The sequence below is a fragment of the Serratia sp. JSRIV006 genome, assembly GCF_019968685.1.
Classification (GTDB): domain Bacteria; phylum Pseudomonadota; class Gammaproteobacteria; order Enterobacterales; family Enterobacteriaceae; genus Chania; species Chania fonticola_B.
The window spans coordinates 332,058-354,439 of sequence record NZ_CP074137.1 but is presented as its reverse complement, the minus strand read 5'-3'; the positions used below and the strand labels follow the sequence as shown (position 1 = coordinate 354,439).

14 protein-coding genes, 5 tRNA genes and 3 rRNA genes are annotated in these 22,382 nt (G+C 51.7%); 2 read left to right on the top strand and 20 right to left on the bottom strand.

Going from position 1 to position 22,382, the window contains the following annotated elements; translation table 11 throughout:
* Positions 1 to 44: 44 nt before the first annotated feature.
* The 12 genes from rpoB to KGP16_RS01525 all read right to left on the bottom strand — a co-directional run bounded on the left by rpoB (position 45) and on the right by KGP16_RS01525 (position 9,992).
* On the bottom strand, positions 45 to 4,073 hold the full coding sequence (gene rpoB, locus KGP16_RS01580; RefSeq protein ID WP_021182159.1) for a DNA-directed RNA polymerase subunit beta: 4,029 nt from the start codon (positions 4,071 to 4,073) through the stop codon (positions 45 to 47).
* A gap of 332 nt (positions 4,074 to 4,405) precedes the next feature.
* Positions 4,406 to 4,771, bottom strand: a complete 366-nt coding sequence (gene rplL, locus KGP16_RS01575) for a 50S ribosomal protein L7/L12 (protein ID WP_021182158.1) — start codon at positions 4,769 to 4,771, stop codon at positions 4,406 to 4,408.
* A 65-nt stretch (positions 4,772 to 4,836) separates the two neighbouring features.
* Positions 4,837 to 5,334 carry a 50S ribosomal protein L10 gene (gene rplJ, locus KGP16_RS01570; protein WP_021808069.1) on the bottom strand — a complete coding sequence of 166 codons (498 nt, stop codon included), beginning with the start codon at positions 5,332 to 5,334 and terminating at the stop codon, positions 4,837 to 4,839.
* 330 nt (positions 5,335 to 5,664) lie between these two features.
* On the bottom strand, positions 5,665 to 6,369 hold the full coding sequence (rplA, locus tag KGP16_RS01565; RefSeq protein ID WP_021182156.1) for a 50S ribosomal protein L1: 705 nt from the start codon (positions 6,367 to 6,369) through the stop codon (positions 5,665 to 5,667).
* A 3-nt stretch (positions 6,370 to 6,372) separates the two neighbouring features.
* Positions 6,373 to 6,801, bottom strand: a complete 429-nt coding sequence (gene rplK / locus KGP16_RS01560) for a 50S ribosomal protein L11 (protein WP_021182155.1) — start codon at positions 6,799 to 6,801, stop codon at positions 6,373 to 6,375.
* A gap of 157 nt (positions 6,802 to 6,958) precedes the next feature.
* Positions 6,959 to 7,504: a transcription termination/antitermination protein NusG gene (gene nusG / locus KGP16_RS01555; RefSeq protein WP_021182154.1), complete on the bottom strand. Its 546-nt coding sequence runs from the start codon at positions 7,502 to 7,504 to the stop codon at positions 6,959 to 6,961.
* A 1-nt stretch (position 7,505) separates the two neighbouring features.
* A complete protein-coding gene (gene secE / locus KGP16_RS01550) occupies positions 7,506 to 7,889 on the bottom strand; it encodes a preprotein translocase subunit SecE (RefSeq protein ID WP_021182153.1) in 384 nt (127 codons plus the stop codon).
* A gap of 256 nt (positions 7,890 to 8,145) precedes the next feature.
* Positions 8,146 to 9,330, bottom strand: coding sequence for an elongation factor Tu (gene tuf, locus KGP16_RS01545; protein WP_046808053.1), 1,185 nt, complete (start codon positions 9,328 to 9,330; stop codon positions 8,146 to 8,148).
* Between the two features lie 111 nt (positions 9,331 to 9,441).
* Positions 9,442 to 9,517: transfer RNA gene (locus KGP16_RS01540), tRNA-Thr, on the bottom strand.
* 6 nt (positions 9,518 to 9,523) lie between these two features.
* Positions 9,524 to 9,598, bottom strand: a tRNA-Gly gene (locus KGP16_RS01535).
* A 195-nt stretch (positions 9,599 to 9,793) separates the two neighbouring features.
* Positions 9,794 to 9,878, bottom strand: a tRNA-Tyr gene (locus KGP16_RS01530).
* A 38-nt stretch (positions 9,879 to 9,916) separates the two neighbouring features.
* Positions 9,917 to 9,992 (bottom strand) — tRNA-Thr (locus KGP16_RS01525).
* 393 nt (positions 9,993 to 10,385) lie between these two features.
* On the opposite strand from KGP16_RS01525, the gene KGP16_RS01520 reads away from it, so the two are divergent.
* Together KGP16_RS01520 and coaA are read left to right on the top strand one after the other, a co-directional pair.
* Complete coding sequence (locus KGP16_RS01520; protein ID WP_021182235.1) at positions 10,386 to 10,934, top strand: N-acetyltransferase; 549 nt, start codon at positions 10,386 to 10,388, stop codon at positions 10,932 to 10,934.
* Between the two features lie 220 nt (positions 10,935 to 11,154).
* Positions 11,155 to 12,105 (top strand): type I pantothenate kinase, encoded by a 951-nt coding sequence (coaA, locus tag KGP16_RS01515; protein ID WP_021808140.1) that lies wholly within the window; start codon positions 11,155 to 11,157, stop codon positions 12,103 to 12,105.
* A 41-nt stretch (positions 12,106 to 12,146) separates the two neighbouring features.
* Here the strand turns inward: coaA and birA are convergent, their stop codons facing one another.
* The 8 genes from birA to trkH all read right to left on the bottom strand — a co-directional run bounded on the left by birA (position 12,147) and on the right by trkH (position 22,358).
* Complete coding sequence (birA, locus tag KGP16_RS01510; RefSeq protein WP_037376753.1) at positions 12,147 to 13,109, bottom strand: bifunctional biotin--[acetyl-CoA-carboxylase] ligase/biotin operon repressor BirA; 963 nt, start codon at positions 13,107 to 13,109, stop codon at positions 12,147 to 12,149.
* A complete protein-coding gene (murB, locus tag KGP16_RS01505; RefSeq protein WP_094983248.1) occupies positions 13,106 to 14,143 on the bottom strand; it encodes a UDP-N-acetylmuramate dehydrogenase in 1,038 nt (345 codons plus the stop codon). Before murB ends, birA begins: the two co-directional genes overlap by 4 nt.
* Positions 14,144 to 14,783: 640 nt before the next feature.
* A 5S ribosomal RNA gene (gene rrf, locus KGP16_RS01500) occupies positions 14,784 to 14,899 on the bottom strand.
* Positions 14,900 to 15,003: 104 nt separating this feature from the next.
* Positions 15,004 to 17,911: ribosomal RNA gene (locus tag KGP16_RS01495) — 23S ribosomal RNA — on the bottom strand.
* Between the two features lie 243 nt (positions 17,912 to 18,154).
* Positions 18,155 to 18,230, bottom strand: a tRNA-Glu gene (locus KGP16_RS01490).
* A 145-nt stretch (positions 18,231 to 18,375) separates the two neighbouring features.
* A 16S ribosomal RNA gene (locus KGP16_RS01485) occupies positions 18,376 to 19,916 on the bottom strand.
* The 16S, 23S and 5S rRNA genes sit together here with 1 tRNA gene alongside, the layout of an rRNA operon.
* A 433-nt stretch (positions 19,917 to 20,349) precedes the next feature.
* Positions 20,350 to 20,883 (bottom strand): menaquinone-dependent protoporphyrinogen IX dehydrogenase, encoded by a 534-nt coding sequence (gene hemG, locus KGP16_RS01480; protein WP_021181453.1) that lies wholly within the window; start codon positions 20,881 to 20,883, stop codon positions 20,350 to 20,352.
* A 23-nt stretch (positions 20,884 to 20,906) separates the two neighbouring features.
* On the bottom strand, positions 20,907 to 22,358 hold the full coding sequence (gene trkH, locus KGP16_RS01475) for a Trk system potassium transporter TrkH (RefSeq protein ID WP_021181454.1): 1,452 nt from the start codon (positions 22,356 to 22,358) through the stop codon (positions 20,907 to 20,909).
* Positions 22,359 to 22,382: the final 24 nt, after the last annotated feature.

The following is a 22,382-nucleotide window of genomic DNA, read 5'->3' as shown; positions in this document are numbered from 1 at the left end:
ACCCTCTGGCTCCCTAAGGTCGGGAGCCAGAGCTGGAATAGCGATTAGTCGCCTTCCAGTTCGATGTTGATACCCAGCGAGCGGATTTCTTTCAACAGTACGTTGAAGGACTCCGGCATGCCTGGTTCCATACGGTGATCGCCATCCACGATGTTTTTGTACATCTTGGTACGGCCGTTGACGTCATCCGACTTAACGGTAAGCATTTCCTGCAAGGTGTAAGCTGCGCCGTATGCTTCCAGCGCCCACACTTCCATCTCACCGAAGCGCTGACCACCGAATTGCGCCTTACCACCCAGCGGCTGCTGAGTAACCAAGCTGTAAGAACCGGTAGAACGCGCGTGCATCTTATCGTCAACCAAGTGGTTCAGTTTCAGCATGTACATATAGCCGACGGTTACCTGGCGCTCGAACTGCTCGCCGGTACGGCCATCAAACAGCGTAATCTGACCTGAAGTCGGGATACCGCCCATTTCCAGCAGTTGCTTGATTTCTGACTCTTTCGCACCATCGAAGACTGGGGTTGCGATCGGCATACCTTTTTTCAGGTTCTCTGCCAGACGCAAGACTTCGTCGTCGGTGAAGGTGTTCAGGTCAACTTTCTGGCAAACGCCGTCACCCAGATCGTAAGCCTTCTGGATGAATTCACGCAGCTTGGCCACTTCCTGGTGCTGCTTGAGCATTTGGTTGATCTTCTCACCAATGCCTTTCGCCGCCATACCCAGGTGAGTTTCCAGGATCTGACCGATGTTCATACGCGATGGAACGCCCAGCGGGTTCAGAACGATGTCAACCGGCGTACCGTTTTCATCGTAAGGCATATCTTCGATCGGGTTGATCTTGGAGATAACACCCTTGTTACCGTGGCGGCCTGCCATCTTGTCACCCGGTTGGATCTGACGCTTAACGGCCAGATACACCTTGACGATTTTCAGCACGCCTGGTGCCAGATCGTCGCCTTGGGTGATCTTACGACGCTTGGCATCCAGCTTCTTCTCGAAGTCGGATTTCAGTTCGTCGTACTGCTCTGCCAGCTGCTCCAGCTGGTTTTGCTTGTCTTCGTCGGTCAGGCCCAGTTCCAACCAGCGATCGCGTGGCAGTTTGCTCAGCTTCTCGGCTTCGATACCACCAGAAACCAGTACCGCATGGATACGAGCGAACAGGCCAGCTTCCAGGATCTGCAGTTCTTCAGTCAGGTCTTTCTTCGCCTGCTTCAGCTGCATCTCTTCGATTTCCAACGCACGCTTGTCTTTGTCCACGCCATCGCGGGTAAAGACCTGCACGTCGATAACCGTACCGGAAACGCCGTTTGGTACGCGCAGAGAAGAGTCTTTAACGTCAGACGCTTTCTCACCGAAGATCGCACGCAGCAGCTTCTCTTCTGGCGTCAGCTGGGTTTCACCTTTCGGCGTTACCTTACCAACCAGAATGTCGCCACCGGTCACTTCTGCACCGATATACACGATACCGGACTCATCCAGCTTGGAGAGCGCTGCTTCACCCACGTTAGGGATGTCGGCGGTGATCTCTTCCGGCCCCAGTTTGGTGTCGCGAGACACGCAAGCCAGTTCCTGGATGTGGATGGTGGTGAAGCGATCTTCCTGTACTACACGCTCGGAGACCAAGATGGAGTCTTCGAAGTTGTAGCCGTTCCAAGGCATGAACGCGACGCGCATGTTCTGACCCAATGCCAGTTCACCCAGGTCTGTAGACGGGCCATCTGCCAGCACGTCGCCGCGCTCGATTGGCTCACCCAGATTCACACAAGGCATCTGGTTGATACAGGTGTTCTGGTTAGAACGGGTGTACTTGGTCAGGTTATAAATATCGATACCTGCTTCGCCCGGGTACATCTCGTCTTCGTTAACTTTGATAACGATACGGGAAGCATCCACGTACTGGATCACACCACCACGTTTGGCTACGGCAGTAACACCGGAGTCAACCGCTACGGCACGTTCCATACCGGTACCTACCAGCGGCTTGTCAGCACGCAGGGTTGGCACCGCTTGACGTTGCATGTTCGCACCCATCAATGCACGGTTGGCGTCATCGTGTTCCAGGAATGGGATCAGTGAAGCACCAACAGAAACAACCTGCTGGGTTGATACGTCCATATAGTCAACCTGGTCGCGGCTAAACAGGCTTGATTCGCCTTTGCTACGACAGGTAACCAGGTCTTCTTCGAAGCGGCCTTCTTCGTCCAGGTTGGAGTTCGCCTGAGCGATAACGAAGTTGCCTTCTTCAATAGCAGACAGATAGTTGATTTCATCGGTCACCACGCCGTCACGCACGCGGCGGTACGGGGTTTCCAGGAAGCCATACTCGTTGGTCTGTGCGTACACGGACAAGGAGTTGATCAGACCGATGTTTGGACCTTCCGGCGTTTCGATTGGGCACACGCGACCGTAGTGAGTCGGGTGTACGTCTCGAACTTCAAAGCCGGCACGTTCACGGGTCAGACCGCCTGGGCCCAATGCAGAGATACGACGTTTGTGCGTGATCTCGGACAACGGGTTGTTCTGGTCCATAAACTGGGACAGCTGGCTTGAACCGAAGAACTCTTTCACCGCCGCCGAAATTGGCTTGGCGTTGATCATGTCCTGAGGCATCAGGGTATCCAGATCGCCCAGGGACAGACGTTCTTTCACCGCACGCTCAACACGTACCAGACCGACACGGAACTGGTTCTCGGCCATTTCGCCAACGGAACGGATACGACGGTTGCCCAAGTGGTCGATATCGTCCACTTCGCCTTTACCGTTACGGATATCGATGAGCTTCTTCATCACTTCGATGATGTCGTCTTTGCTCAGGATGCCCGAACCTTCGATCTCGTCACGCAGCAGAGAACGGTTGAACTTCATCCGGCCAACCGCAGACAGATCGTAGCGGTCTTCAGAGAAGAACAGGTTCTCGAACAGGCTTTCCGCCGCTTCACGCGTTGGTGGCTCACCAGGGCGCATCATGCGGTAGATTTCTACCAGAGCGCTCAGACGATCGCTGGTTGGGTCGACACGTACGGTTTCAGAGATGTACGCACCGTGGTCCAGATCGTTGGTGAACAGCGTTTCGATACGCTTGTGGCCTGACTGGCTCAGCTTGGCCAACAGATCCAGTGACAGCTCCATGTTGGCTGCACAGATCAGTTCGCCGGTATTGGTATCGATATAGTCCTTCGCGACCACTTTGCCAGCGATGTACTCAACCGGTACTTCAATGCTGCGAATTTCGTCTTTTTCGAGCTGACGGATATGACGAGCGGTGATACGGCGTGCTTTCTCAACGTAGATCTTACCGTTGGCTTCGATATCGAAGGACGCAGTTTCACCACGCAGACGCTCTGGAACCAGCTCCATCTGCAGCTTGTTATCACGGATCTCGAAAACAATTTTCTCAAAGAACAGGTCAAGGATCTGCTCAGTGGTGTAGCTCAGCGCGCGCAGAATAATGGTCGCAGGCAGTTTGCGGCGACGGTCGATACGCACGAACAGGTTGTCTTTCGGGTCAAACTCGAAATCCAGCCATGAGCCACGGTAAGGGATGATACGTGCGTTATACAGCACTTTGCCCGAGGAGTGGGTTTTGCCCTTATCGCTGTCGAAGAACACACCAGGACTACGATGCAGCTGGGATACGATAACCCTCTCAGTACCGTTAATGACAAAGGTACCGTTTTCGGTCATGAGCGGAATTTCGCCCATATAGACTTCTTGTTCCTTGATGTCTTTGACCGTACCTTCTGGTGCTTCACGTTCGTAGATGACCAGGCGCAGTTTTACGCGCAGCGGTGCAGAGTACGTCACACCACGGATCTGGCACTCTTTAACGTCAAACACCGGCTCACCAAGACGGTAGCTAACGTATTGCAGCTCCGAATTGCCACTGTAGCTCTGGATCGGGAAAACAGAACGGAATGCGGCTTCTAAGCCGTATTGCCCTTCTGGATCTTGCTCGATAAATTTCTGGAACGAGTCAAGCTGGATAGAAAGGAGATAAGGTATGTCCAAAACTTGTGGACGCTTACCAAAATCCTTACGAATACGTTTCTTCTCGGTATAGGAGTAAACCATAGGGTTCCTCAGCTCGCTGGAAAGTCGAACCTATTGTCCGTCCGGGTAGGGGACGGTTCATGCAACACCGTTTTGTTGACCGGAAAGCGAGAACACTTTCCGCAATACTCGTTTCTATCACGCTTAAATCATTTCATTGCCGTGGCGGCAGATTCGGCTGCGGCGCAGAGGGCAGTATATTAAGTCGTCGATAGAAAGAAATATTGGGGTTAGCCAGTAGTCAAACAGTGTGAAACTCTACTGACGCCCTACAGCGCAAAAAGGCTGGTGACCAAAAAGTCACCAGCCATCAGTCTGTTAGTTAAAACAGACTGCACTCCAAAAGCAGTGGCTTATTTAACTTCAACTTCAGCGCCAGCTTCTTCCAGAGCTTTTTTCAGTGCTTCAGCGTCGTCTTTGCTGATGCCTTCTTTCAGTGCTGCTGGTGCAGACTCAACCAGGTCTTTAGCTTCTTTCAGACCCAGGCCAGTTGCGCCACGTACTGCTTTGATTACTGCAACTTTGTTCGCGCCGATACCTTTCAGTACAACGTCGAATTCAGTTTTTTCTTCAGCAGCTTCAACAGCAGCAGCAGGACCTGCAGCTACAGCAGCAGCAGAAACACCGAACTTCTCTTCCATAGCGGCGATCAGTTCAACGATTTCCATTACAGACAGGGCTGCAACGCCTTCGATAATTTGGTCTTTAGTGATAGACATAACAAAAGTTCCTAAAATTCAGAAATAGTTTAAATACGTAAGCAAAGGCTAAGAAAGAGAAAGGCTTATGCCGCTTCTTTCTGATCGCGTACTGCAGCCAGAGTGCGAACCAATTTGCCGGCAGCGGCTTCTTTCATGGTTGCCATCAGGCGTGCGATTGCTTCTTCGTAAGTAGGCAGCGTTGCCAAGCGGTCGATTTGTGCCGCAGGGATCAGCTCACCTTCAAAGGCCGCAGCTTTAACCTCAAATTTTGCATTCGCTTTCGCGAACTCTTTGAACAGACGAGCAGCAGCGCCCGGGTGTTCAGTAGAGAATGCAATCAAGGTAGGACCGACAAACGTGTCTTTCAGGCATTCGAACGGAGTGCCTTCAACTACGCGACGCATCAAGGTGTTGCGAACAACACGCATGTAAACGCCAGCTTCACGACCTGCTTTACGCAGTTCAGTCATTTTATCAACGGTAACGCCACGAGAATCCGCAACTACCGCAGACAGCGCGCCTTTGGCTACTTCGTTGACTTCAGCAACAATCGCTTGTTTGTCTTGAAGATTTAATGCCATTAGCTTTTTGCTCCTGGATTTAGCCGGGGAAATCCCCGGAACTCACTTCACTCAACAGCTTGTGCGAACACGCGCCGTTGAGCGGCTTAACACGGTGAGCAGAATCCAGCAAAGACCATTCTTTTTAAAAAAGAAAAAATTTCTTTAGGCTCTGTCACCGTCTACGCAGGAAGGATTAAGTGCCTTGCGGCACACCTGCGGTCTTGGACGGAGGCCTGGATAGGCCAGGCTCCAACCGAAAAATCTGTTGTTCCGCACGTAGCAGAACCTTGGGGGATAAGATTCTAGATGAATCCCACCCCCAAGTCAAAGCGATTAATCACCAGGTGATTAGTTCGCTACAGCACTCAGACCGCTTTGATCGATAGCAACGCCAGCACCCATGGTGGTGGAGAGGCTAACTTTCTTGATGTACATGCCTTTTGCCTGAGATGGTTTGGCTTTTTTCAGCGCAACCAGCAGAGACTCCAGGTTTTCCTTCAGCTTGTCTGTGTCGAAATCAACCTTACCGATAGTGGTATGGATGATACCGTTTTTGTCGTTACGATAACGAACCTGACCTGCTTTAGCGTTCTTCACAGCTTCTGCAACGTTAGGAGTAACGGTACCCACTTTCGGGTTAGGCATCAGACCACGTGGACCCAGAACCTGGCCCAGTTGACCTACAACGCGCATTGCATCCGGGGAAGCAATAACCACGTCGAAGTTCATCTCGCCTTTCTTGATCAGGTCAGCCAGATCTTCCATACCTACCAGCTCTGCGCCTGCAGCTTTAGCAGCTTCAGCGTTAGGGCCCTGGGCAAATACGGCAACGCGAACGCTGCGACCGGTGCCGTGTGGCAGAACGGTAGCACCACGTACGTTTTGGTCTGATTTACGAGCGTCGATGCCGAGGTTAACGGCAACGTCAACGCTTTCTACGAATTTAGCGGTGGCCAGCTCTTTCAGCAGAGCAACAGCTTCGAGGATGTCATACTGTTTAGTAGCATCAACTTTGTCACGGATCACGCGCATGCGCTTGGTCAGCTTAGCCATTTCTTAATCCTCCACTACCAGGCCCATGGAACGAGCAGTACCTTCGATGGAGCGAATCATCGCTGCAACGTCAGAACCAGTCATGTCCGCAGCTTTGGTTTCTGCGATTTCACGAACCTGTGCACTAGTCACTTTGCCAACTTTATCTTTGTTCGGCTTGCCAGAACCAGATTTAATACCAGCCGCTTTCTTCAGCAGAACTGCTGCTGGCGGGGTTTTGGTGACGAAAGTGAAGGAGCGATCAGAATAAACTGTAATAACAACCGGGATCGGCAGGCCTTTCTCAACGCTGTCAGTTTTAGCGTTGAATGCCTTACAGAATTCCATGATGTTAACACCTTGCTGACCCAGAGCTGGACCAACTGGTGGACTTGGGTTAGCCATACCGGCTGCAACTTGCAGCTTAACGTAGGCTTGTACTTTCTTGGCCATTGAAATTTCCTCGTTTGGGTAATATCGCCTCCTGAGAGGCTCCCCGTGTTTCGTCCCGCTGCAAGAGCAGGACATCTAAAAACAAAAGGCGCGAAATTATAGTTCAATCTCGCGCCTCTGACAAGCTACAAACCCGCTCGCCTTGCTGATTATTTGATCAGCCTTTTTCTACCTGGCTAAAGTCCAGTTCCACCGGCGTTGCACGGCCAAAGATGGAGACAGACACTTTCAGGCGGCTCTTCTCGTAGTCCACTTCTTCAACGACGCCGTTAAAGTCAGCAAATGGACCATCGTTGACGCGCACCAGTTCACCCGGCTCGAACATCGTTTTCGGACGTGGCTTATCACCAGCCTGCTGCAGGCGGTTCATAATCGCGTCCACTTCTTTATCGCTGATCGGTGCAGGACGATCGGAAGTTCCACCGATGAAGCCCATAACACGAGGAACACTGCGCACCAAGTGCCAGCTGGCGTCATTCATCACCATCTGAACCAGTACATAGCCAGGGAAGAATTTACGCTCACTCTTACGACGCAGACCACCACGGATCTCCACCACTTCTTCGGTGGGAACCATGACTTCGCCGAACAGCTCTTCCATATCGTGCAGTTTGATATGTTCACGCAGCGATTGCGCTACGCGACCTTCAAAACCGGAAAACGCCTGAACGACGTACCAGCGTTTTTTTGGGGCTTCAGACATTTTAGAACCTCAGGCCAGTAATAAACGATACCAGACGGACCAATATACCATCCAGGCCCCACAGAATCAGTGACATCACGGCGGTTACCGCGGCAACGATCAACGTGGTGTGTAACGTTTCCTGACGAGTTGGCCAGATCACTTTACGTACTTCAGTACGCGCTTCGCGCGCAAACGCAACGGTGGCTTTGCCTTTAGTGGTCATCAATGCCACTGCACCAGCAACGGCAATAACCACGACAACGGCCAACGCACGCAGCGGCAGGCTGAAATCACGGTAGTAATAGTTACCGACGATAGCCACAACCAACAGAACGGCGACGATTGACCACTTGGCCGCTTCAAGGCCGCGCCCGCTCCCTTGAGCCTCGGTATTCGCACTCATAAACCAACCTGTCACTAATGATTCGAACAAACAACTTTGCCTCGCAATGCGAGGCAAACCAAACCGAACAGATGCCGCTTGGCAGCATCCCGGTGTTTTACGCCATGACGTATTTCAGTCAATACCGTTTAAGAGCCCATCTCACCAATGATTATGACTGCAAAATCGCTGATGAGATAGGTTCTAGTTCACAGCGTAGAAAAAGGGCATCAAATGATGCCCTTTTATCGCATGTCGCGTCAAATATTATCCGCGATTAAGCGATAACTTTGGCAACAACACCAGCGCCAACGGTACGGCCGCCTTCACGGATTGCGAAACGCAAGCCTTGGTCCATAGCGATTGGGTGGATCAGGGTAACAACCATGTTCACGTTATCGCCTGGCATTACCATCTCTACGCCTTCTGGCAGTTCGATGGTACCGGTCACGTCAGTTGTACGGAAGTAGAACTGTGGACGGTAGCCTTTGAAGAATGGAGTATGACGACCACCTTCTTCTTTGCTCAGGATATACACTTCTGAATCGAACTGAGTGTGTGGCTTGATGGAACCTGGTTTAGCCAGTACCTGACCACGTTCGATGTCTTCACGCTTGATACCACGCAGCAGAACACCAACGTTCTCACCAGCACGGCCTTCGTCCAGCAGTTTGCGGAACATTTCAACGCCGGTACAGGTAGACTTAACGGTGTCTTTGATACCAACGATTTCAACTTCTTCGCCAACTTTAACGATACCGCGCTCAACACGACCGGTAACTACGGTACCACGACCGGAGATGGAGAAGACGTCTTCGATTGGCAGCAGGAACGGCTGGTCGATAGCACGCTCTGGTTCTGGGATGTAAGAATCCAGGTGACCGGCCAGCTCGATGATTTTAGCTTCCCACTCAGCTTCGCCTTCCAGTGCTTTCAGCGCTGAACCACGAACAACCGGCAGGTCATCACCAGGGAAGTCATAAGCAGACAGAAGTTCACGAACTTCCATTTCTACCAGTTCCAGCAGCTCTTCATCATCAACCATGTCGCATTTGTTCATGAATACGATGATGTAAGGAACGCCAACCTGACGACCCAGCAGGATGTGCTCACGAGTCTGAGGCATAGGGCCGTCAGTCGCAGCTACAACCAGGATAGCGCCGTCCATCTGAGCAGCACCGGTGATCATGTTTTTCACGTAGTCGGCGTGCCCTGGGCAGTCAACGTGCGCGTAGTGACGAGTCGGGGTGTCATATTCAACGTGAGAAGTGTTGATGGTGATACCACGAGCTTTTTCTTCAGGCGCGTTATCGATCTGGTCGAAAGCACGTGCAGAACCACCGTAGGTTTTAGCCAGAACGGTAGTGATTGCAGCAGTCAGGGTAGTTTTGCCGTGGTCAACGTGGCCGATAGTACCGACGTTAACGTGCGGTTTTGAACGTTCAAATTTTTCTTTAGACATCGATTGTCCCTCTAAGACACGGATAAATCGGTGGTATCACCACATCAACCAAGCATTTGCTTGTTGAATTCAGGAAACAGAAAGAAAATCAGGGGGCGAGAAATTAAGAAGTGGTGCTGATAGGCAGATTCGAACTGCCGACCTCACCCTTACCAAGGGTGCGCTCTACCAACTGAGCTATATCAGCACATCTTGGAGCGGGCAGTGGGAATCGAACCCACATCATCAGCTTGGAAGGCTGAGGTAATAGCCATTATACGATGCCCGCATCCTGGAACTCGGCTACCTGACTTTTCTGTAGACTTTAAAGGTGGAGAGAAGGATTGTTCGTCGCTTAACTCTTCACCCTTCGTGCCAGCAACTTCCGTTACGCGGCGCGAACTGTTTGAAGGTTTTCACCTTCCCCGCTCGGCGCTTGATTCAGCATTACCGCTCGGTGTGACCCAGTGCCTCGGGTCTAATATGGTGGTGGGGGAAGGATTCGAACCTTCGAAGTCTGTGACGGCAGATTTACAGTCTGCTCCCTTTGGCCGCTCGGGAACCCCACCAGATTTTAACTACTTTTACTGACCACTTCATACTTGAATGGTGCCGGCTACCGGAATCGAACTGGTGACCTACTGATTACAAGTCAGTTGCTCTACCTACTGAGCTAAGCCGGCATCAAGTGCAGCGCATTCTAGGTAGAGCTGACGGGCTATGCAACAAAAAAATTGCGATCTAAGCCCTATCGCTCATAAATCAGCCGATTTCTGCATCCGGCTCGCAGTTTTTCACCGTTGAGGCGCAAAATTTCATCAAATATGGGCATTAATCTAAACTATTTTAGACCTACCCTGCTGATGCTTTCCCTGCACTTTTGCATATCGCTCAATCAAAGATAGTCTATCGGTTTAAAGCCGCGATCGGGATGGTGCACCACAAAGAGGACGGTGCTCTCTGATGGTGCTGATATACCGCTTTCGTCCCTGGGTTGGCGGCTCCCCCACAGGTTAGCCGCGTTGGCGCGCTTATTGCTTATCATCATTATCCCTAATAGCCAGGAGGAATGACCGATGAAAATTGTCCTGATCAATGCGGCAACGCTTCCCATATACCGCGCCGAGCTGGCGCAGTTGCTCACCGATGCGGTCACTCACGGGGCTTCAGTAGGTTACGACACACAAATTCCCCACGAGGATGCTGAGAGCTACTTCCATAGCCTGCGCCCAGCGTTGGCCAAAGGAGAGTTGCTATTGTGGATTGCCAGAGACGAAAGCGGCGTCATTGGCACCGTCCAACTCGCCCTGTGTCAAAAGCCTAACGGCCGCAACCGGGCCGAAGTACAAAAACTGCTGGTGCACAGCCGCGCCCGTCGCAATGGCGTTGGACAGGCGTTGATGAAAACGCTGGAAAAAATGGCGCTTGAGATCCGCCGTGGGCTGCTTTATCTGGACACCCAGGCCGGTTCTGCAGCCGAAGGGCTGTATCGCTCGTTGGGCTATCGTTGCCTCGGGGAGATACCCGATTACGCCGCGGCTCCCGACGGGTATTACCACCCTACAGCGATTTACTACAAGCGGCTGTTTGCCGTTCAGCAACCCTCCCGCGCCGCCGCCAGCTGACCTGAAAACGGTATCATTGCCCAGTGATACCGCCTTGCAACAGGCCCTTTCTCAATTGCGTGCCTGTTCGCACTATTGGTAAAAACTGCCGCTAATCGACCACATTTGCGAAAAAAGTCTACGCCTAAAAGCCCGCTGTCTATAATATGCAGTTTGATTATTATCTGGAGTTGGCGTCCAGCGCCTTTCCCAACCTGCGTTAACAGGCAGAATTTGGCTTATGATAAAAAGAGATCAATCTTTAGCGACGCCTTACCTTCAGTTCGATCGCAGCCAGTGGGCCGCGTTACGGGATTCGGTGCCGCTGACGCTGTCGGAAGAAGAGATTGTTAAACTCAAAGGGATTAACGAAGATCTCTCCCTGGAGGAAGTCGCGCAGATCTACTTGCCGCTCTCACGGTTGCTGAACTTCTATATCAGTTCAAACCTGCGTCGCCAGGCAGTTCTGGAGCAATTCCTTGGTACAGATGGCCAACGCATTCCTTATGTGATCGGCATTGCTGGCAGCGTAGCCGTGGGTAAAAGTACCACGGCGCGTTTGTTGCAGGCGTTGTTGAGCCGCTGGCCGGAACATCGTAGCGTCGAGCTGATCACCACAGACGGCTTTCTGCACCCGAACAAGGTGCTGAACGAGCGCGGCCTGATGAAGAAAAAAGGGTTCCCGCAATCCTACGACATGCATAGCCTGGTGAAATTCGTTTCGGAAGTTAAATCCGGTGCCAAACGTGTTACTGCCCCGGTTTACTCTCACCTGATCTATGACGTGGTGCCTGAAGGCAATAAAGTTATCGAACAGCCTGATATTCTGATCCTGGAAGGATTGAATGTTTTGCAAAGCGGTATGGACTATCCACACGATCCTCACCGGGTATTTGTTTCCGACTTTGTTGATTTCTCAATCTATGTCGATGCCCCTGGCGATCTATTGCAAAGTTGGTATATCAACCGCTTCCTGAAATTCCGTCAGGGTGCGTTCTCTAACCCAGACTCCTATTTCCATAGCTATGCTCAGTTGCCGGAAACGGAGGCGATAAATATCGCCACCCAGCTGTGGAATGAGATTAATGGATTGAATTTACAGCAGAATATCTTACCGACTCGCGAGAGAGCCAGCTTAATCATGACTAAGAGTGCCAATCACGCTGTGGAAAGTGTACGGTTGCGGAAATAATCGATAGCGTAAGAGAGGCCAATGGCCTCTCTTATTTTAGCTTATTCAGCGCTCCGCAAAGATATTTCACCACCAATAAAGGGTTTAATGACTCCTTCCTGTTCAAGCAGCAATGCACCCTGCTGATCAATACCGCGGGCAATACCGAAAATCTGTTGTTCACCAATTAATAGTTTAACTGGACGATCGATAAAATTATCTAATTGACGCCAACGTGAAATAAAAGGTGCTAGCCCATCTATTTCAAATTGCCGTAATGAATTTCGTAGTTCATTAAGCAATTTGGCGGCCAATTCATTTCGATCGATAGTGATCCCGGCTTCCTGCAGGTTGATCCAGCGCTGATCAATCTGACTGGCGTTGGTTTCACGCATCGCCATGTTGATACCCGCTCCGAGCACCAACTGGGCTGCATCCCCGGTTTTACCGGTCAGCTCAACCAAAATACCGGCCAACTTGCGATCGTTAAGGTATAAATCATTGGGCCACTTCACACGGACCTGTTCTGCACCGAGATGCTGCAACACTTCTGCCATCACGATGCCAATAACCAGGCTCAACCCCATCGCGGCCGCTGGCCCTTGTTCAAGACGCCAGAACATGGATAAATATAGGTTTGCCCCGAAAGGCGAAACCCACTGCCGACCACGTCGCCCACGCCCTGCCTGCTGATACTCGGCTATACAGGCATCACCGGATGTCAGTTCTGCAAGCCTGTCCAACAGATACTGGTTGGTTGAATCAACCACGGGCAATACCGTGACCCGCTTGTCTTCCAGTAAGCCAAGTATACGCTCAGCATCCAGCAAGTTGATCGCCGCAGGTAGGCTATAGCCTTTCCCCGGAACCGTGAACACATCCAAGCCCCACTCCCGGATAGTCTGAATATGCTTGTTAATCGCTGCGCGGCTCATTCCCAATGACTCACCCAAATGTTCGCCAGAGTGGAACTCGCCGTCCGCCAGTAGGGAGATGATCTTCAGTGGTACTGTGGTATCTCTCATGAAATGACCTCTACGGCATCCAGCTCACCAGTGGCCCCGATAAAACGTACCTCTGGTTCTAACCAGACATCGAATTTCTGCGCGACCGTATTGCGCACATGCCTGGCCAGTGCCACCACATCCTGGCTGCTGGCATTATCGGCATTTACCAATACCAAGGCCTGCTGACGGTGCACCGCTGCGCCACCGATCTGATGCCCCTTGAGTGAACACTGATCGATCAGCCAACCGGCAGCCAGTTTTTCTTGCCCGTCCGGCTGCGGATAATGTGGCATTGCAGGATATTGGGCTAATAATGCTTTAGCGGCTTCCCCGCTCACCAGTGGGTTTTTAAAGAAGCTGCCTGCATTGCCACTAATACGTGGGTCTGGCAGCTTGCTGCGCCGCATGGCGCATACCGCGTCAAATACCTGCTGCGGCGTTACCGTCTTGGGATCCAGCTTGGCAAGGTCGCCGTAGTTCAGCAACGGATTCCACTGTTTGCTAAGCCGTAAACCAACGCCCACAATCACGAATCCTTGCTTAAGCTCATGCTTAAAAACGCTTTCCCGGTAACCAAACTGGCAGCGTTCAGGATCCATACGATCGATTTCACCCGTAGTCAGGTTCAGCAGGTCGACATACTCACAGACCTGTTTGAGCTCGATGCCGTACGCCCCGATATTCTGGATAGGGGCCGAACCGACCAAACCCGGGATCAATGCCAGATTCTCCAGCCCGGGGATGCCACGTTCGAGCATCTGGCTAACCAGATGGTGCCAATTCTCTCCGGCGCTGACATGCAAATGCCAGGCGTCCTGCTCTTCCCTGACCGTGATACCTTTTAACTGGTTAATCATGACCGTACCGGCAAAATCCTCCAGGAACAGGACGTTGCTCCCTTCACCGAGTACCAGCAGTGGCTGTTGGCGCTTTTGCGCTTGCTGCCAGGCTTTAATCATCATTTCAATTTCTTCGGCAATGACTAAATGCGCTGCGTTGACCGGGAGCGCAAAAGTATTGTGATTTTTTAAAGACGCGCTTTCAGTAGACATGATTTAAATACTCTGACGGAACAAATTATCATCTAGTCTACTCGATCCACCGCGCATGGCTATTATTTGTTTTTATTCACTGGTAATTTCTTGTGAGCTAATAACCTCTGACCTCATGGAATATTAAAAATATCCTTTTAAATCATGATAATATGAAAATTCTATTATCTTGATTCAAGCACAAGTCTGAGTTATATAAAATCTATCAGCATTAATGATATGTATGAATTAGCCTGGCGGGTTTGGAACTAAAAATTTCATGAATATTTCCAGGTGGGAACTCGGTTATATTTAATCGTTTACCTATGCGGAGATAATTCGGGATAGCCGAGTGATACCATCCCCTCACCCTAACCCTCTCCCACAGGGAGAGGGAACCGATCGAGTCCGCTGGTATTCCTCTGAACTTCTTATCTTTCTGATTACTCATCACTGCCGAAACGGCATGGGTTCATCACAGGTTCCGACTTGCCGAAGCTGCACTCGCTTATCCACAACGCCGGACGGCTCCCTCTCCCTCACACGGGGGTTCAGTTGTTCTCGGCTGGTACTCTGGGAGAGGGCGGGGGTGAGGGGTATTTCTGTTTTCTGCGCATAGCAAAAAGGCCATCCTTGCGGATGGCCTCTTGGCTTAATTGATGCCTGGCAGTGTCCTACTCTCGCATGGGGAGACCCCACACTACCATCGGCGCTACGGCGTTTCACTTCTGAGTTCGGCATGGGGTCAGGTGGGACCACCGCGCTATTGCCGCCAGGCAAATTCGTTTCATTTCAACCGCTTCACTCTCGTGTCGCCATCGAAACCAATCTCGGAACGTCGCTGAAAATTGTCGTCTACTCTAAAACACCTTTGGTGTTGTAAGGTTAAGCCTCACGGATCATTAGTACTGGTTAGCTCAATGCATCGCTGCACTTACACACCCAACCTATCAACGTCTTAGTCTTAAACGTTCCTTCAGGGACCTTAAAGGCCCAGGGAAGACTCATCTCGAGGCAAGTTTCGCGCTTAGATGCTTTCAGCGCTTATCTTTTCCGCACTTAGCTACCGGGCAGTGCCATTGGCATGACAACCCGAACACCAGTGGTGCGTTCACTCCGGTCCTCTCGTACTAGGAGCAACCCCTCTCAATCTTCCAACGCCCACGGCAGATAGGGACCGAACTGTCTCACGACGTTCTAAACCCAGCTCGCGTACCACTTTAAATGGCGAACAGCCATACCCTTGGGACCTACTTCAGCCCCAGGATGTGATGAGCCGACATCGAGGTGCCAAACACCGCCGTCGATATGAACTCTTGGGCGGTATCAGCCTGTTATCCCCGGAGTACCTTTTATCCGTTGAGCGATGGCCCTTCCATTCAGAACCACCGGATCACTAAGACCTACTTTCGTACCTGCTCGAGCCGTCACTCTCGCAGTCAAGCTAGCTTATGCCTTTGCACTAACCTCACGATGTCCGACCGTGATTAGCTAACCTTCGTGCTCCTCCGTTACTCTTTGGGAGGAGACCGCCCCAGTCAAACTACCCACCAGACACTGTCCTCACCCCGGATTACGGGGCCGAGTTAGAACATCAAACATTAAAGGGTGGTATTTCAAGGTTGGCTCCATGCAGACTGGCGTCCACACTTCAAAGCCTCCCACCTATCCTACACATCAAGGCTCAATGTTCAGTGTCAAGCTATAGTAAAGGTTCACGGGGTCTTTCCGTCTTGCCGCGGGTACACTGCATCTTCACAGCGAGTTCAATTTCACTGAGTCTCGGGTGGAGACAGCCTGGCCATCATTACGCCATTCGTGCAGGTCGGAACTTACCCGACAAGGAATTTCGCTACCTTAGGACCGTTATAGTTACGGCCGCCGTTTACTGGGGCTTCGATCAAGAGCTTCGCCTTGCGGCTGACCCCATCAATTAACCTTCCAGCACCGGGCAGGCGTCACACCGTATACGTCCACTTTCGTGTTTGCACAGTGCTGTGTTTTTATTAAACAGTTGCAGCCAGCTGGTATCTGCGACTGGCTTCAGCTCCGAGAGCAAGTCTCTTCACCTACGCGCCAGCGTGCCTTCTCCCGAAGTTACGGCACCATTTTGCCTAGTTCCTTCACCCGAGTTCTCTCAAGCGCCTTGGTATTCTCTACCTGACCACCTGTGTCGGTTTGGGGTACGATTTGATGTTACCTGATGCTTAGAGGCTTTTCCTGGAAGCAGGGCATCAACTACTTCTGCACCGTAGTGCATCGTCATCACGCCTCAGGGTTGGTAGCGTTCCGGATTTACCAGGAACACCCCCCTACACGCTTAAACCGGGACAACCGTCGCCCGGCTAGCCTAGCCTTCTCCGTCCCCCCTTCGCAGTAACACCGAGTACAGGAATATTAACCTGTTTCCCATCGACTACGCCTTTCGGCCTCGCCTTAGGGGTCGACTCACCCTGCCCCGATTAACGTTGGACAGGAACCCTTGGTCTTCCGGCGAGCGGGTTTTTCACCCGCTTTATCGTTACTTATGTCAGCATTCGCACTTCTGATACCTCCAGCAAACCTCACAGTTCACCTTCAACGGCTTACAGAACGCTCCCCTACCCAACAACGCCTGAGCGTCGCTGCCGCAGCTTCGGTGCATGGTTTAGCCCCGTTACATCTTCCGCGCAGGCCGACTCGACCAGTGAGCTATTACGCTTTCTTTAAATGATGGCTGCTTCTAAGCCAACATCCTGGCTGTCTATGCCTTCCCACATCGTTTCCCACTTAACCATGACTTTGGGACCTTAGCTGGCGGTCTGGGTTGTTTCCCTCTTCACGACGGACGTTAGCACCCGCCGTGTGTCTCCCGTGATAACATTCTTCGGTATTCGGAGTTTGCATCGGTTTGGTAAGCCGGGATGGCCCCCTAGCCGAAACAGTGCTCTACCCCCGAAGATGAGTTCACGAGGCGCTACCTAAATAGCTTTCGGGGAGAACCAGCTATCTCCCGGTTTGATTGGCCTTTCACCCCCAGCCACAAGTCATCCGCTAATTTTTCAACATTAGTCGGTTCGGTCCTCCAGTTAGTGTTACCCAACCTTCAACCTGCCCATGGCTAGATCACCGGGTTTCGGGTCTATACCTTGCAACTATTCGCCCAGTTAAGACTCGGTTTCCCTACGGCTCCCCTATACGGTTAACCTTGCTACAAAATATAAGTCGCTGACCCATTATACAAAAGGTACGCAGTCACACCACGAAGGTGCTCCCACTGCTTGTACGTACACGGTTTCAGGTTCTATTTCACTCCCCTCGCCGGGGTTCTTTTCGCCTTTCCCTCACGGTACTGGTTCACTATCGGTCAGTCAGGAGTATTTAGCCTTGGAGGATGGTCCCCCCATATTCAGACAGGATGTCACGTGTCCCGCCCTACTCATCGAACTCACAGTTAATGCATTTTAGTGTACGGGGCTATCACCCTTTGCTGCGCGACTTTCCAGACGCTTCCACTAACACAAGAACTGATTCAGGTTCTGGGCTGTTCCCCGTTCGCTCGCCGCTACTAGGGGAATCTCGGTTGATTTCTTTTCCTCGGGGTACTTAGATGTTTCAGTTCCCCCGGTTCGCCTCGTATGGCTATGTATTCACCATACGATAGTGTGTCGAAACACACTGGGTTTCCCCATTCGGGTATTGCCGGTTATAACGGTTCATATCACCTTACCGACACTTTTCGCAGATTAGCACGCCCTTCATCGCCTCTGACTGCCTAGGCATCCACCGTGTACGCTTAGTCACTTAACCTCACAACCCGAAGGTGTTTCTGTAAACAGAGAACACTGTCGTGCTGTTTATTTGAGAGACTCTATGACAGGTTAATCCTTACCCCAGTACATCTACGGAGGGATAAGTTTCAGCTGTCATGTTTCAATTTTCAGCTTGTTCCAGATTGTTAAAGAGCAATATCTTAAACACGACTCGCAAGAGTCATCTTTAAGATAATCAGTCACGAATGACCGGTGATAATGTCTTTCACTCATTATCGGATGGCGTCCCCAAGGGGATTCGAACCCCTGTTACAGCCGTGAAAGGGCAGTGTCCTAGGCCTCTAGACGATGGGGACACAAAATCCGATTAAACCCAGGGTTTAACCGTTTCTCGTATCAGCATGAGTCCAGAAGACTCATTACATCAACAGGTAGCGCTTTGCTCATTACTTTTCATCAGACAATCTGTGTGGACACTGCACTCAACTGCATATCTTTAGGTAAGGAGGTGATCCAACCGCAGGTTCCCCTACGGTTACCTTGTTACGACTTCACCCCAGTCATGAATCACAAAGTGGTAAGCGCCCTCCCGAAGGTTAAGCTACCTACTTCTTTTGCAACCCACTCCCATGGTGTGACGGGCGGTGTGTACAAGGCCCGGGAACGTATTCACCGTAGCATTCTGATCTACGATTACTAGCGATTCCGACTTCACGGAGTCGAGTTGCAGACTCCGATCCGGACTACGACATACTTTATGAGGTCCGCTTGCTCTCGCGAGTTCGCTTCTCTTTGTATATGCCATTGTAGCACGTGTGTAGCCCTACTCGTAAGGGCCATGATGACTTGACGTCATCCCCACCTTCCTCCGGTTTATCACCGGCAGTCTCCTTTGAGTTCCCGCCATGACGCGCTGGCAACAAAGGATAAGGGTTGCGCTCGTTGCGGGACTTAACCCAACATTTCACAACACGAGCTGACGACAGCCATGCAGCACCTGTCTCACAGTTCCCGAAGGCACCAATCCATCTCTGGAAAGTTCTGTGGATGTCAAGAGTAGGTAAGGTTCTTCGCGTTGCATCGAATTAAACCACATGCTCCACCGCTTGTGCGGGCCCCCGTCAATTCATTTGAGTTTTAACCTTGCGGCCGTACTCCCCAGGCGGTCGACTTAACGCGTTAGCTCCGGAAGCCACGCCTCAAGGGCACAACCTCCAAGTCGACATCGTTTACAGCGTGGACTACCAGGGTATCTAATCCTGTTTGCTCCCCACGCTTTCGCACCTGAGCGTCAGTCTTTGTCCAGGGGGCCGCCTTCGCCACCGGTATTCCTCCAGATCTCTACGCATTTCACCGCTACACCTGGAATTCTACCCCCCTCTACAAGACTCTAGCTTGCCAGTTTCAAATGCAGTTCCCAAGTTAAGCTCGGGGATTTCACATCTGACTTAACAAACCGCCTGCGTGCGCTTTACGCCCAGTAATTCCGATTAACGCTTGCACCCTCCGTATTACCGCGGCTGCTGGCACGGAGTTAGCCGGTGCTTCTTCTGCGAGTAACGTCAATGAACAGTGCTATTAACACTGAACCCTTCCTCCTCGCTGAAAGTGCTTTACAACCCGAAGGCCTTCTTCACACACGCGGCATGGCTGCATCAGGCTTGCGCCCATTGTGCAATATTCCCCACTGCTGCCTCCCGTAGGAGTCTGGACCGTGTCTCAGTTCCAGTGTGGCTGGTCATCCTCTCAGACCAGCTAGGGATCGTCGCCTAGGTGAGCCATTACCTCACCTACTAGCTAATCCCATCTGGGCACATCCGATGGTGTGAGGCCCGAAGGTCCCCCACTTTGGTCCGAAGACGTTATGCGGTATTAGCTACCGTTTCCAGTAGTTATCCCCCTCCATCGGGCAGTTTCCCAGACATTACTCACCCGTCCGCCGCTCGTCACCCAGGAGCAAGCTCCCTGTGCTACCGCTCGACTTGCATGTGTTAGGCCTGCCGCCAGCGTTCAATCTGAGCCATGATCAAACTCTTCAATTAAAAGCTTGATTTGCTTCAACTCGTGAAGCGATGCTCGAAAATTAACTTTCGTAATCATTCATTCGCATGAATGACTGCTTGGTCACTCTTCAAGACTTGATATTTTTTTGCTACCGAAGTAGCTGGATATCGTCTTGTGAGTGCCCACACAGATTGTCTGATAAATTGTTAAAGAGCGTTCGTTACCGTGAAGTTTCTCGGTAACGCGGGAGGTGCATATTACGCTTTCCCGCTGAAGAGTCAACCTTTTTCTCTTACGAGACGCGGTGTTTTCACCGGGTTGCTTCTTCCTGGCTGGGCGACTTGTTCGTCGTTGTTCCCGGTCAGTGGAGGCGCATTATAGGGAGTTCTCAGAAGGGCGCAACCCCTAAATTCAAAAAACTTTTCAAGCGCGGCTTTTTTCGGCAAAACGCTGCACAAGGCAGCATTTCTATCACTTTTCGTACTGGATGCGGCTGAATTCCTGGGAAAAACGGTCCACCTGCTGCCAATCTGTATATTCCACTTCTTTACTGGTATCCGTCTCTCCCCCGGTCATTTTCATAATAAAGCGGATCATGACGCGATCGAACCAGCGATAACGCGGATAACGCAGCGCACCGGCAAACACGGCGCACTGCTTCGGCTGCCAAGGTGATGACAATAAGAACTTGCGGGTGTAGGCGTTGGTTTGGGGCGAACGCTTTTCCGGTTTGCGTGCCGTCAGGTTAACCGCGAAGAACGCGCTAGGCATCTGATTCAACTGATCAGCGTGACGCTTCACAAATCGGTGTAATGCCGTATTGAAATGCCCGTAGCGTATCGAAGCCCCTATAAGTACCTGTTGGTACTGCCCAAGCTCGATATGCTCTGCCTGCTGCAGATCGATAACGTCGCAGTTCAGGGTATCCTGCAATTGGTTAGCTATATAAGCAGCAATAGAGTGCGTTTGTCCGTCACGGCTCGAATAGAGAATCAGTGCCTTCATGGCGTTACCCCTCGTAGATACATTTACTCACGCCAGAAAGTCGGTGTGAAGAGAACCAACAGCGTAAACACTTCCAAACGGCCAAACAGCATGGTCAAGACCAGTACCCACTTTGCCGGTGGCGGCATGGTGGTAAAGTTATCGGCGACAACGCCGAGGCCAGGCCCCAGATTGTTAAGCGTAGCCGTTACCGCGGCAAAGGCCGAGAACTCGTCCACACCTGTGGCGATAATGGCCAGCATGCTGACGATAAATACCAATGCATAGGCGGAGAAGAAGCCCCACACCGCTTCAAGAATACGCTCTGGCAACGCGCGGTTGCCTAATTTGATGGTGTAAACCGCATTTGGATGCACCAACCGCTTCAACTCACGCGACCCTTGGAGGTACAGCAGCAGGATGCGGATCACTTTCAAGCCACCGCCGGTTGAACCCGCGCAGCCACCGATAAACGCTGAACAGAGCAGGAGCATTGGCAAGAACAGTGGCCATTTGGCGATGCTGTCGGTGGTAAACCCTGCAGTGGTTGCCATCGACACCACCTGGAAGAAAGCCTGATTAAGCGTTTCCATGCCGCTTCTATATATACCGTGCCACCACAGCACCACGGTACACACCGCCACCAGCGTGAACTGCACGGCGATAAACATGCGAAATTCCGGATCGCGCCAGTACACTTTCAAGCTGCGCCCGCTGAGCAAGGCAAAGTGCAAGCCATAGTTACAACCGGAGATCAATAGGAATACAGCGATGATGGTGTTGATGGCCGGGCTGGCAAAGTAACCCACGCTGGCATCATGCGTGGAAAAGCCCCCGATGGCGATAGTTGCAAAGCTATGGCCGATAGCATCGAATACCGACATTCCGGCGCCCCATAACGCCAGCGCGCAGGCAATGGTCAGCAGTACGTAAATCAGCCACAAGGTCTTGGCCGTTTCGGCAATACGCGGGCGCATTTTATTGTCTTTCAATGGGCCGGGCATTTCCGCACGGTATAGCTGCATGCCCCCGACGCCGAGGATAGGCAGTATGGCGACGGCCAGCACGATGATCCCCATCCCCCCCATCCATTGCAGCATCTGGCGGTAGAATAAGATGGCTTTAGGCAAGGAGTCTAGCCCGACCAGGGTGGTAGCTCCGGTAGTGGTTAAACCCGAGAAGGATTCGAAAAAGGCGTCTGTCAGGGAGAGATTGGGCCGTTCGGAAAACAGGAAAGGTAATGCCCCCACGCTGCCCAGCACGGTCCAGAACAACACCACAATCAGGAAGCCTTCGCGTGGCTTTAATTCATGCTTCTGCTTGCGGTTTGGCCACCACAGCATCAAGCCAATGGTCACGGCTACAAAGAAGGTCTGGCTGAATGCCCGCCCCGCTCCGTCGCGGTATATCAATGCCACCAGGCCAGGAATAAACATTGTCCCGGAAAACAGGATAACCAGCAGGCCCACAATACGGGTTATGGCGCGAAAATGCATTTCAGCACGATCCTTAACAATTCA